Here is a 19,310-nt window from a genome sequence, read left to right on the forward strand (position 1 = left end):
TAATGCTTTTATTTTAAAAAAACAAATTAAATGGAAAGCACAAAATATATTTTTAAACGTAGTTTACGATGATAAATATGTTTTAGTTATAAATAAAACATCTAATTTAGTTGTGCATCCTGCAAATAAAAATATGAATAATACTATATTTAATTCTTTATTATATAATTATCCATATTTAAGAGATGTACCTAGAGCTGGTATTATACATAGATTAGATAAAAATACTACAGGATTAATGATTATAGCTAAAAATATTGATGTATATATGTTTTTAAAAAATGAATTAAAAAAACATAATATAATAAGAGAATATGAAGCTATTGTGAATGGTATAATTAAAAAAAATGATATAATAAATTACCCAATAAAACGTATATATAAAAAAAAAAATATTTATATGGATGTTCATCCATTAGGTAAAAAAGCAATAACAAAATATTTTATAAAAAATATTTTTAAAAATTATACTCACTTAAGAATTCAATTAAAAACAGGTAGAACACATCAAATTAGAGTACATCTATCATATATTAAACATAGTATTGTTGGTGATCCAGTTTATAATAAATATCAAAATATTTTTTTAATTAATAATTTTTATAAAAAAAGTATTAATAAAATAATTCAAAGACAAGCTTTACATGCTTGTTATTTAAAATTTATACATCCTTTTTATAAGATAAATATAAAATTATATTCAAAATTACCAAATGATATAAATAATTTAATTTATTTTTTAAAAAATAATGATATTTAAAATATTTAAAAAATTTTTAATTTAAAATAAAAAAAAATACATTAATTTTAAAAAATAATTTTATTAAAATAATTAATTAGTTTATAATGAAAAAATTGTAATCTTATATTTTATTTAATCAAAGGTAATAAAACTATGATAAATATAAAAAAATATATGTTATATTTTAGTATGCTATTTTTATTATTAGTTACATCTTCTAATAATTGCTTAGCATCTAAAAGACCACCCCAAATTCCTCTTTATGATATATTAACAAAAGAAGAACAACAATTACATGTAAAGGAATTTGGTAAAAAACCAGTTATAGTTGAATTTTTTTCATTTTTATGTCCTCATTGTTATGACTTTTATCAATATTTGAATAAAAAATCTTTAAAAATTAAAATACCAAAAAATGTAAAAATTATAAAAATTCATTATAGTAAAATGGGGCAAGAAGAAGGTTTATCTACTGTATTAGGTTATGCATGGGTTGTTGCAAAAATCTTAGATGTAGAAGATAAGATAATAGGTCCAATTTTTGATGGTATTCATAAAACTCAAATTATTCATGATTATAATTCTATAAAAAGAATTTTTATAAAAGCTACTGGTATTACTGGTAATATATTTGATGCTGCATGGAATAGTAATATAGCAAAAATATTATTTGAAAAAGAATATGATTTAGTTGAAAAACTTAATATACATTTAGTTCCTGATGTTTATATTAATAATAAATATGTAATAAATATTTCTTCATTATATAGTATTTATGATGATGATATTGCCCCACATTATATTAATTTAATAAGAAAACTTTTAAAAAATAAAATTTAATTTTAATAAAGTATATAAAATATATTTTTTAGTATATTAAAAAATATGAAAAAGAAAATAATTTTAATAGATGGATCATTTTACCTGTATCGTGCTTATTATGCTTTACCTAATTTAATTAATAATAAAGGATACCCTACAGGGGCAATATATGGTTTTATTAATATGTTTAATAAAATTATAAAAATGAATATAAATAGTTATTTTTTAATCATATTTGATGCTAAAGGAATATCTTTTAGAAAGAAAATTTTTAGTAAATATAAATCAACAAGAATAAATATGCCTGTGAATTTAATTATACAAATTAAACCTTTATTTAAAATTATACAGGCAATGGGATATAATGTTATATCAATAAAAAATATAGAAGCAGATGATATAATTGGCACTTTATCATTACAAGCAGAAAAAAAAAATTATTTTGTTTTTATTTTCAGTATAGATAAAGATATAGCTCAATTAGTTACTCAAAATATTAAAATAGTAAATCCTATTAACTATTCTATTTCTGGGCCGAAAGAAATATATAAAAAATATGGAGTATACCCGAAATTTATTAGTGATTTATTAGCACTAAGCGGTGATCCCATAGATAATATTCCTGGAGTTCCAGGAATAGGAAATAGAATAGGCCAAAATTTAATAAATAAATTAGGTGATTTAAAATATATTTATAAAAATATAAATTATATTGATAATATTAATTTTAGAGGAGGAAATAATATAAAAAAAAAACTTCTAAAATATAAAAAATTAGTTTTTTTATATCATAAACTAACAAAAATTAAAACTAATATTTTAATCAATATAGATAATTTAAATTTAAAAATGAAAACACAAAAAAAAAATTTAAAATACTTATTTAAATTATATAAATTTAATAAATGGATAAAGAATTTTCATTGTTAATTAGATATTTTAAAAAAAAATAATTAATAAAAAATTTTTATTTTTTAAAAAAATTTAATATATAAAATAAACTAAAAAATTTATATAAATAAAATTTTTTATTAAAATAAAAAACTATCTATATTTAAATCCTAATAGAATAATATAATAATTATAAAAATTATATTTAAAATATTAAAATTTAAATTAATTATATTATAATAATTAATTATTTTTTATATAATAAAATTAATTTTTTAATATAAAATATTAATAAAAAATTTAAATAATTAAAAATTATATTTTATTAGGATTTATTTTTTATGAAAAAAGTACGTAATATAGCTATTGTCGCTCATATAGATCATGGAAAAACTACACTAATAGATAGATTATTACAAGAATCTAATAATTTTAAAAGTATTAAAAATTCTTTTAAAAATCAAAATAATATAAATAGAATAATGGATAGTAATGAATTAGAAAAGGAAAAAGGAATAACTATTTTTTCAAAAAATACATCTATTTTTTGGAAAGATTATAAAATTAATATAATTGATACTCCAGGACATGCTGATTTTGGTGCAGAGGTAGAACGTATTTTATCAATGGTAGATTCTGTTTTATTATTAGTTGATGCTGTTGAAGGACCTATGCCTCAAACTAGATTTGTTACGTTAAAAGCTTTTGCCTATAAATTAAAACCTATTGTTATAATAAATAAAATAGATAGAAAATTTATTAGACCAGATTGGGTTATTAACAAAATATTTGATTTATTTGTTAATTTAAACGCTTCTGATGAACAACTTGATTTTCCGATAATATATACATCTGCTCTTAAAGGAACTTCTGGATATAATATAAATGAAATGAAAAATAATATGAATATCTTATATGAAACAATTATTAATCACGTTCCTTGTCCAAAGGGAGATATTAATAAACCATTTCAAATGCAAATATCTCAAATAGAATATAATAATTATATTGGAAATATTTGTATTGGTTTAATAAAAAGAGGAAAAATTAAAATAAATCAATATGTAACTTTTATTAAACATAATAAAATATTTAAAAAAGCTAAAATTTTATATATTATATTTAATATAGGTTTAAAAATTACATATGCTAATACAGCTAAAACAGGAGATATTATTGGAATTGCTGGTACAGGATTTGAAAAAATAAATATTTCTGATACAGTTTGTGATATTAATCACTATTCCCCCTTACCTCTATTAATTATAGAAAAGCCTAAAATTAGTATGTTATTTCATGTAAATAATTCTCCATTTACAGGTATGGAAGGTAAACATATTACATCTAATAAAATATTTGATAGAATTAATAAAGAATGTTTTCATGATGTTGCTTTACAAATTAAAAAAACTAAAAATAATAATATTTTTCATGTTTCTGGTAGAGGAGAATTACATTTAGTTATTTTGATAGAAAATATGAGAAAAGAAGGATTTGAATTATTAGTATCTAAACCTCAAGTTATATCTAGAATTATTAATGGAAAAAAACAAGAACCATTTGAAATATTAACTTTAGATTTTGAAAAAAACAAAAAAGGCAATATAATACAATTAATTAGTAAAAGGAAAGCAATTATAAATAATATTACTTTAGATGATTCTAATAATAGAATAATAATTGAAGCAGTTATTTCAAGTAAAGGTTTAATTGGTCTTAGAAATGAATTTATAAATATAACATCAGGTACTGGAATAATAAATTCTTCTTTTAGTCATTATGATGTAAATAATTATAATATAATTGGAGAAAGAAATAATGGTGTTTTAATTTCAAATAAAGAAGGTTATGCAGTTGCATTTTCTTTATATAATTTACAACCTAGAGGTAAATTATTTATTAATCCAGGAGAAAAAATATATGAAGGACAAATTATTGGAATACATAATAAACCTGATGATCTTGTTGTAAATTGCTTAATTAATAAAAAATTAACTAATATGAGAGCTTCAGGAAACGATAATTCTATTAATTTAATTTCTGTTAAAAAGATGTCATTAGAAGAAGCAATAAATTTTATTAATAATGATGAATTAGTAGAAATTACTCCGAAATCAATTCGTATTAGAAAAAAATATTTAACAAAATCCCAGCGTAAATTAAAACAAAAAATATAAAAATTTAATTTAAAATATTTTATATAATTTTATTTTTAAAATAATTATTGGAGCTGGGGGGATTTGAACCCCCGTCCAAAATTATTACACTTTCAGAACTACATGTTTAGTTTTATCTTATAAAATTCATTAATATAAACTGATAAAACAAAGTTATATATTATATATTCTAATATACTACTTTAGTATATTTATCTTAGATTAATTTATATACGATCTCTTTTATTTATGACCTATTTACTTTTCATCAAAGAGAAAATAATAAGTAATAGGGCTCCTACAGTTTTTTATGCTGCTAAAGCGTAATTTTGATTATTTGCAACTATTTTATACGGTTTTTTTACAAGGCCTACCGTACCTTGACATGCTCTTAGAGTTTTATAACTTTGTCAAATCCATAATCAGCCCCAGTAAAATTTTAAATATCTTTTTTTAAAAAACGTTTTTTATTAATATTCCATTCTTTATTTTTTAAAATATTTCTTTTATCGTATTTTTTTTTACCTTTAACAATAGCAATTTTTAATTTACACCAAGATTTTTTCCAAAATAAACCAAGTACGACAACTGTAAAGTTTTTTAAATTTATATAATTTTTTAATAATTCTATTTCTTTTTTTTTTAATAATAATTGTTTTTTTCTGTTAATATCACATTGAATGTGATTACAAATTGTTTCTAAAGGATTAATTTTTAAATTAAAAACATAAACATTATTATATAAAATACTTATGTAACTATTAATAATTGCTACTCTATTTAATCTTAAAGATTTTACTTCCCAACCTTTTAATATAATACCTGCATTTATTTTTTCTTTAATAAAAAAATCATAAAAAATTTTTTTATTAAGAATAATATATTTTTTTTTCCATTATAAAAAATTTTATTATTAAATATTATTAATTATAATAAATATATTTATTAAAATCAATATATATATTTAATTTAATAAAATATATATTTTTTATTTAAAATATATTTATAATTTTCATATAAAAGAATTTTTATTTAATAAAATAATAAGTAAATATAAATAATTTTATTAATTTAATTATTAATATTTGATAAATATTTAATAAAAATTTAATAATTTTTTTTTAATATTTATTATTATAAAAAATAATATATATTATTATCTACAATAAATATTTATTTTTAAAATCTATATAAAAAATTTATATAAGGATAACATATGAAAAATAATCAATTATTAAATGATATACAAGAAAATAATATAGAAAAAAAAAAAAATAATGATAAATTAAATGATATAAATTTAAATAATAATGTAAAAGATAAAAAATTTATTAATGAATGTGAAACAAAAAATACAATTAAGTTTCTTAAAAAAGAAAATAATAATTATAAACTTGAAATTATTGAACTTAAAAATAAAATTAAAAAAAAAAAAGATGATTTATGGGATTTAAAATTACGTTCTCAATCTGAAATTGAAAATATAAGACGTAGAGCTGCATTAGATATAGAAAAAGCTTATAAATTTTCATTAGAAAAATTTATTCATGAATTATTACCAGTAATAGATAATTTAGAAAGAGCTATAGAACTAAAAGTAAAAGAACAAAATCCTCTTAAATTATCTATTATAGAAGGAATTAAATTAACTTTAAAATCATTATTAGTTTTAATTAAAAAATTTGGTGTTAGTATTATAAATGAAACTAATGTACCTTTTGATCCATCTAAACATCAAGCAATGTCTATTCTAGAGTCCAATATAATTAAAGAAAATTATATTATAGAAATTTTACAAAAAGGATATTTACTTAATAAAAGATTATTAAGACCAGCTATGGTTATAGTAGCTAAAATAAAAAAAATTTAAAATATTAATTAAAATTAATTTTAATAATATGTTTATGTATTATAAAATAATAATAAACATATTATTATATATATATTTTTTTAAAATTTTATAAATATAAGGAATTATAAATGACTAAAATCTGTCAAATAACAGGTAAAAAAACTATAAAAGGTAATAATCGTTCTCATGCAATGAATGCAACTAAAAGAAAATTTTCACCAAATATTCATTATCATAAATTTTGGTTACAAAAAGAAAAAAAATTTATAACTATAAGAACATCTACAAAAGGAATGAGATTAATAAATAAAAAAGGAATAGAAAATATTTCTTTAAATAAAAAATAATAAATAATGGTATAATATTATGGCAAAAAAAAAACGTATTATAATTAAATTAGTATCATCAGCTAAAACTGGTCATTTTTATACTATTACTAAAAATAAAAAAAATATAAAAAAATTAGAAATTAAAAAATTTGATCCTTTTTTAAGAAAACATGTTATATATAATGAAAAAAAAATAAAATAAAAATATTTTTAGTTAATTTAATTGTAAATTAATATATTAATCAATAATGTTCCTTTTATTAAATAAATAGATCATTATTGATTATTTTTAATAAAAAATTTAGATTTTTTAAAATAAAAAAAATTTATTCAAATATTTTAGAATTTTTAAATCTTTTTTTAAATTGTTCAACACGTCCTTTAGTATCTGTTATTTTTTGTTTACCTGTATAAAAAGGATGACATATATTACAAACATCTAAATTTAATTCTTTATTATTTTTTAAAGTTGATCTAGTATTAATAATATTACCACAAGAACATTTAAAAGTAATTTTATTAAATTGAGGATGAATATTTTTTTTCATGAAATTACCAATAATATATTTTATATTAAAAAATTTATTTATTTTTATATTTTATAAATATATTTTTTTATTACAAGAGAATTTTTTATAAAAAAGATAAAAATTTTAAAATTATGAAAATCATTAAAGTAGCACTTAATAATTCTATTATATATAATACATTTGATTATTTATTACCTAAAAATATGTTTGTTTCTATTGGTAATAGAGTAATTATACCTATAAAAAAAAAACATTATATAGGTATAGTGGTAGAAATTAATAATTCTTCAAAAATAGCTATAAATAAATTAAAATTTTTATCTAAAATTTTAGATAAAAATTCACTTTTTAATTTTTTAATTTGGAATTTTGCAAAAAAAATTTCTCAATATTATAAATATCCTATTGGATCTATTTTATTTCAAATATTACCAATATTTTTAAGAAAAAAGAATAAATATATAATAAATTTAATAAGTAATATACAATTAAAAAAAATAAATTTCTCTAATAATATTAAAATATTAAAATTATATAATTTACAAAACATAAAAAAAGATAATTTTTCTTATGAAAAAGATAGAAATAATATTTTAGAATTTTTAAATAAAAGATATTTTCAAAAAAAATTTTTTGTTTGGATTACACAAGATAATATTATTATGCTTGAAAAAATTAATATTTATTTAAAAATTATAAAAATAATTATATCACAAAAAAAACAAATACTAATAATAGTACCTCAAAAATATTTTTTTATAAATTTATATCAATATTTTATATCTAAATTAGATATTTTAATTTGTTTATTATATTCAAATTTTACGGATCAAAAAAAATTATTGATATGGGAAAATATTAAAAAAGGTAAAATTTCAATTATTATTGGTACAAAATTTACTATTTTTACTCAATTTTCAAAATTAGGATTAATTATATTAACTGAAGAACATGATTTTATATATAAAAAAACAAATATATCCAGATATAATATTAGAGATATTGCTATTTTAAGAGCAAAGATAGAAAATATTCCTATAATATTAAGTTCTAAAACATTAAGTTTAGAAACATTACATAATATTAATACTGGAAAATTTAAATTTTTATTACAAAATAATAAAAAAATATTATATAAAAAATTTTTTAAATTTATAATTTTGGATATAAATAAAGAAATACTAAAATTACAAATATTTTCTAAAATTTTAATAAAAATGATGAAAATATGTATTCAAAATAATGAACAAATTATTATATATTATAAATATAAAGGATATTCAACATTAATTTTATGTAATTTTTGTCAAAAAATTTTAAAATGTAAAAATTGTAGTAAAAATTTTATTTTTTATAAAAAAACATGGAAATTATATTGTAAATATTGTAAAAAAAGTATTAATATGTTAAATTTTTGTCCATTATGTAAAAAAAATTTTTTTATCCCTATAGGAATAGGAATAGAACAATTAATTGAGTTATTAAATAAATTATTTCCTAAAATATTAATTTTAGATCTGAATAATAAAAATTTTTTAACAAAAATTATATTAATTAAAAATAATAAACCATTAATAATAATTACTTCTCAAATTTTATATAAACAATATTTTTCTTTTTTAATAAATAGTTTAATTATTTTTTTAAATGTAGATAATATTTTTTTTTCTAAAAATTTTCGAGCAACAGAATATTTTTCTCAATATATTTTTAATATATTAAATAATCATTTAAATAATAAAAAAAAAACCGTTATTATTCAAACATATTATCCACATAATGAAATTTTTAAAAAAATATTTAAAGAATATAATACATATTTTGATATTACAAATTTTATTTTAAAAGAAAGAAAAATAATGTTATTACCTCCTTTTACTCATCATATTATGATAGTTATAGAATCTCATAATAAAAAAATTTTATTAAATTTTTTAAATATATTAAAAAAAAAATTAATATCTAAATATATAAATGAAAAAAATTTTTTAATTATTGGCCCTTTATCTTTAATACAATATAAAAGAAAAGGATTATTTAGAAAACAAATTATTTTACAACATATTTTAAAAATAAAATTACAATTTATTATAAAATATATTTTTACTTTTATAAAAAAAATTACAAATTTTAATAAAATTAAATTAATAATTAATGTTGATCCAATAGAACTATAAATTTAAAAATAAAGTACTTAAATATGTTATTCAAAATATGGTATATAATTCTATGTATAATTTTAATAAATTTGATATAATAGTTATAGGTGGAGGTCATGCTGGTACAGAAGCTGCTATAGCTAGTGCTAAAATGAAAAAAAAAACTCTTTTAATTACAAATAACATAGATACAATAGGACAAATGTCTTGTAATCCTGCAATAGGAGGTATTGGAAAAAGTCATTTAGTAAAAGAAATAGATGCATTAAATGGAATAATGGCTACTGCAATTGATTATTCTGGAATTAATTTTAAAATACTTAATAGAAGTAAAGGACCTGCTGTTAGATCTACAAGAGCTCAAGCGGATAGAGAATTATATAAATCTCAAATAAAAATTCTTTTAAATAAACAAAAAAATTTATTTATTTTTCAACAAGAAGTAAAAAAAATTATAATTAAAAATTATAAAATAACAGGTATTGTTACTAAAAATAATGACATCATAAATACAAAAGTTGTAATTTTAACTACAGGAACTTTTTTAAATGGAAAAATTTATATTGGATTAAATAATAATTTTAATGGTGGAAGGATTAATGATTCTTCATCTATAGAATTAGCTAATTTTTTAAATGAATTACCCTTAACTAAGGGTAGATTAAAAACAGGTACTCCTCCCCGTATTGATAAAAGAAGTATTAATTTTTCTAAATTAGAAATACAAAACAGTGATAATCCTTTACCTTATTTTTCTTTTATTGGTAATAATAAACAACATCCTAAACAATTACCTTGTCATATTACATACACTAATAAAAATACCCATCAAATAATAAAAAATAATATTATAAAAAGTCCTATATATAGTGGTTTATTAAAAAGTACAGGACCTAGATATTGTCCATCTATTGAAGATAAAATTATTAAATTTCCTGATAAAAAACAACATCAAATTTTTTTAGAACCAGAAGGTATATTTAACTATGAAATTTATCCTAATGGAATTTCTACTAGTCTTCCATTTAATATACAACTCTTAATTATAAGATCTATTAAAGGTTTAGAAAATGCATATATTACAAGACCTGGATATGCTGTAGAATATGATTTTTATGATCCTAGAGGCTTAAAACCAACAATGGAAAGTAAATTTATAAAAAAATTATTTTTTGCAGGACAAATTAACGGAACTACTGGTTATGAAGAAGCAGCTGCACAAGGATTAATAGCAGGATTAAATGCATCTCTTTTAATTGATCATAAAGATACTTGGTATCCATCAAGAAATGAAGCATATATAGGAGTATTAGTAGATGATTTATGCACTTTAGGTACAAAAGAACCATATCGTATGTTTACTTCAAGAGCAGAGTATAGATTACTTTTAAGAGAAAATAACGCAGATATGAGATTAACAGAAATTGGACGTAAATTAGGTTTAATAGATAATTTTCGTTGGAAAAAATTTAATGAAAAATTAGAAAATATTGAAAAAGAATATCAAAAAATTAAAAATTTTTATATTAATATTAATAATAAAATAAATATTAAAAAATTAAATTTTTTATTAAAAAATCCTATTAAAGAAAATATTAATGGAATTAATTTATTAAAACGTTCTGAAATAAATTATATAGATTTACTAAAATTAAATATATTTAATTTTAAAATAAAAAATACAGAAATTATTGAATATATTGAAACAGAATTAAAATATGAAGGATATATAAAAAGACAAGAAGAATATATAAAAAAAAGAAAAAAAAATGAAAATACATTAATTCCAATAGATATAAAATATTATAATATAAAAAGTTTATCACATGAAGCAATAGATAAATTTAATTTTCATAAACCTTATACTCTTGGACAAGCTTCTAGAATTCCAGGAATAACACCAGCGGATATTTCAATACTTTTAATTTATTTATTAAAAAATAAAAAATAATTTCTATATATAGAACATAATATATATATTTTATATAAAAATATTTTTTAAAAATATATTTTCTTTAAATTTATTAAAAAAATTAAATTTTAAAATTAATAAAATTTCTATTAAATTTTTTATAAGTTAATTAATAGTATTAATAATATTTTTCTATAAATAAAAAAATTATAAAAATTTATAATTTTAAATATAAATAATTTATCTATATCTAAATATAGATAGGAAAAATATTAAAAATAATAAATATCTTAATTATAAAATTAATATTTATTAAAAAATAAATTTAATATTTAAATATATATTATTCACAATAAATTAATAGATATTATTTAAGTAATTTTTTAAAATTTTATTATATAAATAATATTTTTATTATTATAAAATTTTTTGTTACTTTAATAAGTAATAATTAAATATTTTTATAAAATAAATTTTTAATTTCTAATCTATTAGATGTCTTAAATTTACTTAAAATATATTATTCCTATTTTTTATTTTTTAAAGGTATTATATATGAAACAAAATTTGTTTGTTATAAAAAGAAATGGATGTAAAGAGTTAATAAATATAGATAAAATAAATATAGTATTATCTCGTGCAGCACAAAATTTAAAAAAAATATCTTTATCACAAATACAAAAACAATTATGTTTACAATTATATAATAAAATTAGTACGGTAAATATTCATAATATTATAATTAAAATTACATCAGATCTTATTTCAGAAGAAAATCCTGATTATCAATATATGGCAGCTAAATTAGCTATTTCATATCTAAGAAAAGAAGCATATGGACAATTTACCCCACCTAAATTATATAATCATATAAAAAATATGGTTTATTTAAAAAAATATGATAAATTTATTTTAGAAAAATATACAAAAAAAGATTTTTACTTAATGGAAAAATTTCTTAATCATAATCGTGATATGACTTTTTCTTATGCAGCAGTAAAACAATTAGAAGGAAAATATTTAATTAAAGATCGAATAACAGGAAAAATTTATGAAAGTGCTCAATTTTTATATATATTAATTTCAGCTTATTTATTCGCTAAATATCCACTTAATAAAAGAATAATTTATATAAAGAATTTTTATAATGCTATTTCTACTTTTAAAATTTCTTTACCAACACCAATTATGTCTGGTGTACGTACTCTTACAAAACAATTTAGTTCATGTATTTTAATTGAATGTGGAGATAATATAGATTCCATAAATGCTACTACTAGTAGTATAGTAAAATATGTATCTCAGAAAGCAGGTATTGGTATTAATGCAGGAAGAATTCGTGCTTTAGGAAGTCCTATTAGAAATGGAGAAGCATTCCATACAGGATGTATTCCGTTTTATAAGCATTTTCAAACAGCAATTAAATCCTGTTCTCAAGGAGGGGTAAGAGGAGGAGCTGGAACTTTGTTTTATCCTTTATGGCATTTAGAAATTACTAATTTATTAGTTTTAAAAAATAATAGAGGAGTAGAAAATAATAGAGTAAGACATTTAGATTATGGTGTACAAATTAATAAACTATTATATCAACGTTTAATTGATGGAGAGAAAATTACTTTATTTAGTCCTTCAGATGTTCCTAAACTATATGAATATTTTTTTTCAAATCAAAAAAAATTTAATAATCTTTATAAAAAATATGAAAAAGATATTACAATTAGAAAAAAAAAAATTAGTGCTATTAATTTATTTTCGTTAATGATGCAAGAACGTACTTCAACAGGAAGAATATATATTCAAAATGTTGATCATTGTAATACCCATTCTCCATTTAATCCTAAAATTGCTCCTATAAAACAATCAAATCTTTGTTTAGAAATTACTCTTCCAACAAAAATTCTAAATAAAATTGATGATCCGGATGGAGAAATAGGATTATGTACTTTAGCTGCGTTTAATTTAGGAAAAATAAAAAATTTAAAAGAAATAAAAAATTTATCAGACTTAATAGTAAGAGCATTAAATTGTTTATTAGACTATCAAACTTATTTAATTCCTGCTGCAAAAAATTCAGCTTTAGGTCGTAGACCATTAGGTATAGGAGTAATTAATTTTGCTTATTATTTAGCAAAAAATAATGTACGTTATTCTGATAATAGTGCAAATAATTTAACACATAAAACATTTGAAACTATACAATATTATTTATTAAAAGCATCTAATAATTTAGCTAAAAAAGAAGGATCTTGCCCCTTATTTCAGGAAACAAATTATTCAAAAGGTATATTACCTATTGATACTTATAAAAAGTATATTGATAATATTCATACAGAAAATTTACATCATAATTGGGAAAAATTAAGAAAAAACATAAAAAAATATGGATTACGAAATTCTACTTTATCTGCTTTAATGCCCTCTGAAACTTCTTCTCAAATATCTAATGCTACTAATGGAATTGAACCACCTAGAGGATTTATTAGTATAAAAACATCCAAAAATGGTATTTTAAAACAAGTAGTTCCTGAATTTTTAAAATTAAAAAAAAAATATGAATTATTATGGAATATACCTAATAATAATGGATATTTAAATTTAATAGGTATAATGCAAAAATTTATTGATCAATCTATTTCTTCAAATATAAATTATGATCCAACTCGTTTTAATAAAAATAAAATACCAATGCAACAATTATTAGAAGACCTATTAACTTCTTATCAATTAGGTATTAAAACTTTATATTATCAAAATACTAGAGATGGAGCAAAAGATGTACAAAATGAAAATATTTTAGAAAAAAATAATATGTGTTTTAATGGAACTTGTATAATTTAATTTTAAAATAATTTATAATTAAAATTTGGATAATAATATTATGAGTTATACTACTTTTTCAAAAAAAAAAAATAATCAATTAAAAGAACCTATGTTTTTGGGACAATCTGTAAATATTGCACGTTATGATCAACAAAAACATTATATTTTTGAATATTTAATTGAAAAACAATTGAGTTTTTTTTGGAGACCTGAAGAAATAGATATATCATATGATCGAATTAATTACCAAAATTTAAAAAAAAACGAAAAACATATATTCATTAGTAATTTAAAATATCAAACTTTATTAGATTCTATTCAAGGTAGAAGTCCAAATATAGCACTACTTCCTTTAATTTCTATACCAGAACTAGAAACATGGGTAGAAACATGGTCTTTTTTTGAAACAATACATTCTAGATCTTATACTCATATAATTAGAAATATTGTAAATGATCCATCATTAATTTTTGATGACATTGTTACTAATAATAATATTATTCTTCGAACAAATGATATTATAAAATATTATGATGAACTTATTGAAATGACTAATTATTGGCATTTATTAGGTGAAGGTACTTTTTTAATAAACAAAAAAAAAATTATAATTAGTTTATATGATTTAAAAAAAAAATTATACTTATGCTTAATAAATATTTATATTTTAGAGGCAATAAGATTTTATGTAAGTTTTGTATGTTCCTTTGCTTTTGCTGAAAGATCTTTAATGGAAGGTAATGCAAAAATTATTAGATTTATAGCACGTGATGAATATTTACATTTAAAAGGTACTCAATATATTATAAATTTAATGAGACAAGGAAAAGAAGATCAAGACATGGAAAAAATTTCTATTGAATGTCAAAAAAAGTGTTATCAATTATTTATTAATGCATCTATACAAGAACAAAAATGGGCAGAATATTTATTCTCTAATGGTTCTTTAATAGGATTAAATAAAAATATTTTATGTCAATATATTCAATATATTACTAATATTAGAATGGAAAAAATTGGACTTAAAAGTCCGTTTACAATTATAAAAAATCCTCTTCCATGGATTAATTCTTGGTTAATTTCAGATAATGTTCAAATGGCACCTCAAGAGGTTGAAGTCAGCTCCTATTTAGTAGGACAAATTGATTCTACAGTAGATCTTAAAAAATTTAAAAATTTTAAATTATAGTTTATTAATTTTATGACTGTTATAAAAATAATTTATAACAGTCATAATATATATTAAATTATAAAAAATAGTTTTTAATAAAAAATTTTTTATTTTATTAAAAAATAAAAAGAATAAAAAGATATTATCAATAAAATAAAACAAAAAAATTTTTCTATTTTATTTAAAAATAAAATATTTGGATTAATAATTTTAGTTATTAATAAAAATATTAATCCAGGAATATATAATATTAATGATAATAATAAATTTAAGAATCCTGCTGCATATAATAACCATATAGTATAAATACAGGAACCAAGACTTATAAATAAGTTAAATTTATTTTTTTTTTTAAAAGATATTTTAAATAAATATGCTCCAATTAAAAAATATGGTATTAATATCATTTCAGATGCAATAGTTAATAATTTATTATAATCTAATTTAGTTATTCCAATTAATATTAAACATATTTGCATACTTATATTAGTAAACCATAAAGCATATATTGGAGCTTGATTATTATTTTGTCTAGATAAAATTTTAGGAAAAATATTATTTTTAGCAGCTATCCATGGTACTTCTGCTGCCATAATAGTCCAACTAAGATAAGAACCACATACTGATATTATTAATCCTAATAATATAAATATATTTCCCCATTTTCCTATTAAAACTGTCATTATTCCTGCCATAGAAGGATTTTTCATACTTGCTAAATCTATTCTACTTATAATACCAAAAGGTAATAAAGTTACTAATAAATATATAAATAATGCAATAATAACTGCTAATAAAGTAGCTTTACCTACATCATTTTTATTTTTTGCTTTAGATGATAAAATAACAGCACCTTCTACTCCAATAAATACCCATAAGGTAATTAACATTATATTTTTTATTTGTTTCCAAATAGGAATATTTAAATAAGATTCTGTTAAATTTATATTAAATTTTTTAAAATTAAAAGCAACAAAAGATAAAAATATAAAAATAATTAAAGGAATTAATTTACATAATGTAGTAATTATATTGATAATAGAAGCAGTTTGTGTTCCATTAATTAATAGAATATGAATTAACCATAATAAAATAGAAGCTCCTAATATAGCTTGCCATGTATTTCCATTACCTAAAATAATATTATTTGGAGTATCAATAAAAAAACTAATTGCAGAAAATACAATAACTAAATAAGTAATATTTGCAATAATAGCGCATAACCAATACCCCCAGGCAGAATAAAATCCAATTAAATTACCAAATCCATCTTTAGCATATGAAAAAATACCTCCTTTAAAATTAGGTTTTAATTGATTAAGTAATAATAATGTTGTAGCTAAAAAAATAATTCCAATTCCAGTAATACTCCATCCTATAATTAAAGCAAAAGGACTAGCAATCATAGCTATATTTTGAGGTAAGCTAAATACTCCTGCCCCTAACATAGAACTAAGTACTAATGAAGTAAGTGATATTAAATTTAATTTTTTATTCAAAATAATTCCTTTATTATATAAATTATTAATTTTAATTATTTATTTAAATATTTATTATTTAATATTTTAAAAAAAATTTACTAAAATTAATAAATAAATATTTTTTTAACAGTTTTTTTAAACTGGATTATTTATATTTATAAAATTAGTTTTTAATTTAAATTTTTTTTTTAACCAGTTTCCTAACATAATTACTCCTCCTTTTTCAGTAGCATGATGTCCTGCACTAATGAAATGAATACCATTTTCACTAGCAATATGAAGATTCATTTCTGATACTTCTCCTGTTATAAAAACATCTATATTAAAATTTATTACTTCTTCAAAAAATTTTTGTCCAGCTCCACTACACCAAGCAATTTTATAAATTTTTTTTGGAGCATTTTTACTAAAATGTAATGGTGTACGATGTAATTTATTTTTAATTTTTAAAATAAATTTTTTTATATCAATTTTTTTTTTTAAATATCCATAAAAAACAAAAGGGTTAATTTTACCTTTAATATTTATATTTAATATTTTAGCTAAATAAATGTTATTTCCTATTTCTTTATTTAGATCTAATGGAAGATGCCAACTATATAAATTAATATTATTTATTAAAATTGTAGATATTCTTTTTTTTTTATATCCTTTAATAACTAAAGATTCATTTTTCCAAAAATATCCGTGATGTACAATAATAGCATCTGTTTTGAGTTTTACAGCAATATCTAATAATTTTTGACAAGCACTTACTCCCATTATAATATTTTTTATATATTTTTTACCTTCTATTTGTAATCCATTAGGTATATAATCCTGTATATTTCTTTTATAATTTAATTTATTATTAATAATAATTTCTAATTCTTTATTTTTTATCATATTAATTTATTGAAATTTATTTTTTTATAAAAAAAATTTATATTTTTTTTAAATTTTAGGAAATTAATAATTTATTTTTTAATATAAATATATTAATTTATTAATTATTTAAAAAAATATTATTAATTAAATTAAATATAATATTTTTCTTTTTTAAAAGAAATAAAATTAATGTGAGGAATTTAAATGTTTGAAAATTTAAGTAATAAATTGTCTAAGACATTATCAAAAATTAGAAATTATGGACGTTTAACAGAACAAAATATAAAAGATACTTTAAATGAAATTTATATTAATTTATTAGAAGCTGATGTTGTTTTAGAAGTAATTAAAGATTTTATTAGTAAAATTAAAAAAGAAGTTATTGGTAAAAAAATTAATAATAATTTTACTCCAGGACAAGAATTTATAAAATTAGTACATAAAAATTTAATTAAAATAATGAATTCTTCTAATAAAAATATTAATATAGCAACTCAACCCCCAGCTGTAATATTATTTACTGGATTACAAGGAGCAGGAAAAACAACTAGTGTCGTAAAATTAGCATATTTTTTAAAAAAAAAATATAAAAAAAAAATTATTGTTGTATCAACAGATATATATCGACCAGCTGCTATAAAACAATTAAAAATTTTATCAGAAAGTGTAAAAATTAACTACTTAAATATAAGTTCAGATTTTTCTCCAATAGAAATATCTAAAAAAGCACTTCATTATGCTAAAATTAATTTTTATGATATATTAATTGTAGATACAGCAGGTAGATTACATATAGATAGTAAAATGATGAAAGAAATTAAAGATATTCATCATTTATTATGTCCTATTGAAACTTTATTTGTTATTGATGCAATGACTGGACAAGATGCTATCAATAGTGCTAAAAAATTCAATAAAATATTACCTATAACAGGAATTTTTTTAACTAAAACTGATAGTGATACTAGAGGTGGAGTATTTTTATCAGTTAAATATATAATAAAAAAACCAATAAAATTTATAGGTACTGGAGAAAAAATAAATAATATAGCAATATTTAATCCAGAAATAATTGCATCTAAAATTTTAGGTATGTCTACTGAATTAACTATTATTGAAAATATTAAAAAAAAAATTAATTTTAAAAAAAATCAAAAATTATTTAAAAAATTAAAAAATAAAAACAAATTAAGTTTACAAGATTTTTTAGAACAATTAGAACAAATTAAAAAAATAGGTAATGAAAATATTAATCATCTATTAAAAAAAATGCAAATAAATAATATTCAATCTTCTAAGCATTCTATTATGAATATAGTAAATATAGATACCTCAACTATAAATAATATTAAAACAATAATGAAATCTATGACTGATTTAGAAAAAAAAGATGTTGATATAATTAATTTTTCTAGAAAAAAAAGAATATCATTAGGATCTGGAGTTTCTATTTTAAAAATTAATGCTATACTAAAACAGTATAATCAAATGAAATTAGTTACTAAAAAAATGAAAAAAAATAATAATATGAATAAAATTATTAAATATGTAAAAAATTTTTTTAATTTAAAAAATTAG

Annotated in this window: 16 protein-coding genes and 1 other RNA gene; 12 read left to right on the forward strand and 5 right to left on the reverse strand. The window is 18.2% G+C overall.

Features of this window, described 5'->3' with window-relative positions:
* Window positions 1-25: 25 nt before the first annotated feature.
* The 4 genes from GJT98_RS01955 to typA all read left to right on the forward strand — a co-directional run bounded on the left by GJT98_RS01955 (window position 26) and on the right by typA (window position 4,632).
* A complete protein-coding gene (locus GJT98_RS01955) occupies window positions 26-760 on the forward strand; it encodes an RluA family pseudouridine synthase (protein ID WP_246208950.1) in 735 nt (244 codons plus the stop codon).
* 135 nt (window positions 761-895) lie between these two features.
* A complete protein-coding gene (locus tag GJT98_RS01960) occupies window positions 896-1,582 on the forward strand; it encodes a DsbA family protein (protein ID WP_168821312.1) in 687 nt (228 codons plus the stop codon).
* 45 nt (window positions 1,583-1,627) lie between these two features.
* The gene (locus GJT98_RS01965; protein WP_168821313.1) at window positions 1,628-2,494 is read left to right on the forward strand and encodes a 5'-3' exonuclease; all 867 of its coding nucleotides are present in this window, start codon (window positions 1,628-1,630) and stop codon (window positions 2,492-2,494) included.
* 302 nt (window positions 2,495-2,796) lie between these two features.
* The gene (gene typA / locus GJT98_RS01970) at window positions 2,797-4,632 is read left to right on the forward strand and encodes a translational GTPase TypA (protein WP_168821315.1); all 1,836 of its coding nucleotides are present in this window, start codon (window positions 2,797-2,799) and stop codon (window positions 4,630-4,632) included.
* A 45-nt stretch (window positions 4,633-4,677) separates the two neighbouring features.
* On the opposite strand, the gene ssrA is transcribed toward typA, so the two are convergent.
* Together ssrA and smpB are read right to left on the reverse strand one after the other, a co-directional pair.
* Window positions 4,678-5,041: a transfer-messenger RNA gene (gene ssrA / locus GJT98_RS01975) on the reverse strand.
* Window positions 5,042-5,050: 9 nt separating this feature from the next.
* A complete protein-coding gene (smpB, locus tag GJT98_RS02320) occupies window positions 5,051-5,491 on the reverse strand; it encodes an SsrA-binding protein SmpB (protein ID WP_168821441.1) in 441 nt (146 codons plus the stop codon).
* Window positions 5,492-5,827: 336 nt separating this feature from the next.
* Between smpB and grpE the strand changes: the two genes are divergently transcribed.
* From grpE to rpmG, 3 genes are all read left to right on the forward strand, one after another.
* Window positions 5,828-6,481 (forward strand): nucleotide exchange factor GrpE, encoded by a 654-nt coding sequence (gene grpE, locus GJT98_RS01985; RefSeq protein WP_168821317.1) that lies wholly within the window; start codon window positions 5,828-5,830, stop codon window positions 6,479-6,481.
* Between the two features lie 110 nt (window positions 6,482-6,591).
* Window positions 6,592-6,810, forward strand: coding sequence for a 50S ribosomal protein L28 (rpmB, locus tag GJT98_RS01990; protein WP_168821319.1), 219 nt, complete (start codon window positions 6,592-6,594; stop codon window positions 6,808-6,810).
* Between the two features lie 19 nt (window positions 6,811-6,829).
* On the forward strand, window positions 6,830-6,994 hold the full coding sequence (gene rpmG / locus GJT98_RS01995) for a 50S ribosomal protein L33 (protein ID WP_168821321.1): 165 nt from the start codon (window positions 6,830-6,832) through the stop codon (window positions 6,992-6,994).
* 124 nt (window positions 6,995-7,118) lie between these two features.
* On the opposite strand, the gene rpmE is transcribed toward rpmG, so the two are convergent.
* Window positions 7,119-7,340 carry a 50S ribosomal protein L31 gene (gene rpmE / locus GJT98_RS02000; RefSeq protein WP_168821323.1) on the reverse strand — a complete coding sequence of 74 codons (222 nt, stop codon included), beginning with the start codon at window positions 7,338-7,340 and terminating at the stop codon, window positions 7,119-7,121.
* A 113-nt stretch (window positions 7,341-7,453) separates the two neighbouring features.
* Here rpmE and priA point away from each other — a divergent pair, with 113 nt between their 5' ends.
* The 4 genes from priA (at window position 7,454) to nrdB (ending at window position 15,402) form a co-directional block, all read left to right on the forward strand.
* Window positions 7,454-9,499 (forward strand): replication restart helicase PriA, encoded by a 2,046-nt coding sequence (gene priA, locus GJT98_RS02005; protein WP_168821325.1) that lies wholly within the window; start codon window positions 7,454-7,456, stop codon window positions 9,497-9,499.
* Window positions 9,500-9,551: 52 nt separating this feature from the next.
* Window positions 9,552-11,432, forward strand: a complete 1,881-nt coding sequence (mnmG, locus tag GJT98_RS02010; protein ID WP_168821327.1) for a tRNA uridine-5-carboxymethylaminomethyl(34) synthesis enzyme MnmG — start codon at window positions 9,552-9,554, stop codon at window positions 11,430-11,432.
* Between the two features lie 516 nt (window positions 11,433-11,948).
* On the forward strand, window positions 11,949-14,231 hold the full coding sequence (gene nrdA / locus GJT98_RS02015) for a class 1a ribonucleoside-diphosphate reductase subunit alpha (protein ID WP_168821329.1): 2,283 nt from the start codon (window positions 11,949-11,951) through the stop codon (window positions 14,229-14,231).
* Window positions 14,232-14,271: 40 nt separating this feature from the next.
* Window positions 14,272-15,402 carry a class Ia ribonucleoside-diphosphate reductase subunit beta gene (gene nrdB, locus GJT98_RS02020; protein ID WP_168821330.1) on the forward strand — a complete coding sequence of 377 codons (1,131 nt, stop codon included), beginning with the start codon at window positions 14,272-14,274 and terminating at the stop codon, window positions 15,400-15,402.
* 89 nt (window positions 15,403-15,491) lie between these two features.
* On the opposite strand, the gene GJT98_RS02025 is transcribed toward nrdB, so the two are convergent.
* Window positions 15,492-16,883, reverse strand: coding sequence for a basic amino acid/polyamine antiporter (locus tag GJT98_RS02025; protein ID WP_168821332.1), 1,392 nt, complete (start codon window positions 16,881-16,883; stop codon window positions 15,492-15,494).
* 117 nt (window positions 16,884-17,000) lie between these two features.
* A complete protein-coding gene (locus GJT98_RS02030; protein ID WP_168821451.1) occupies window positions 17,001-17,747 on the reverse strand; it encodes a Nif3-like dinuclear metal center hexameric protein in 747 nt (248 codons plus the stop codon).
* A 189-nt stretch (window positions 17,748-17,936) separates the two neighbouring features.
* Between GJT98_RS02030 and ffh the strand changes: the two genes are divergently transcribed.
* Window positions 17,937-19,310: a signal recognition particle protein gene (ffh, locus tag GJT98_RS02035; RefSeq protein WP_168821334.1), complete on the forward strand. Its 1,374-nt coding sequence runs from the start codon at window positions 17,937-17,939 to the stop codon at window positions 19,308-19,310.

It is taken from the genome of Enterobacteriaceae endosymbiont of Donacia sparganii (assembly GCF_012569045.1).
Classification (GTDB): Bacteria; Pseudomonadota; Gammaproteobacteria; order Enterobacterales; family Enterobacteriaceae.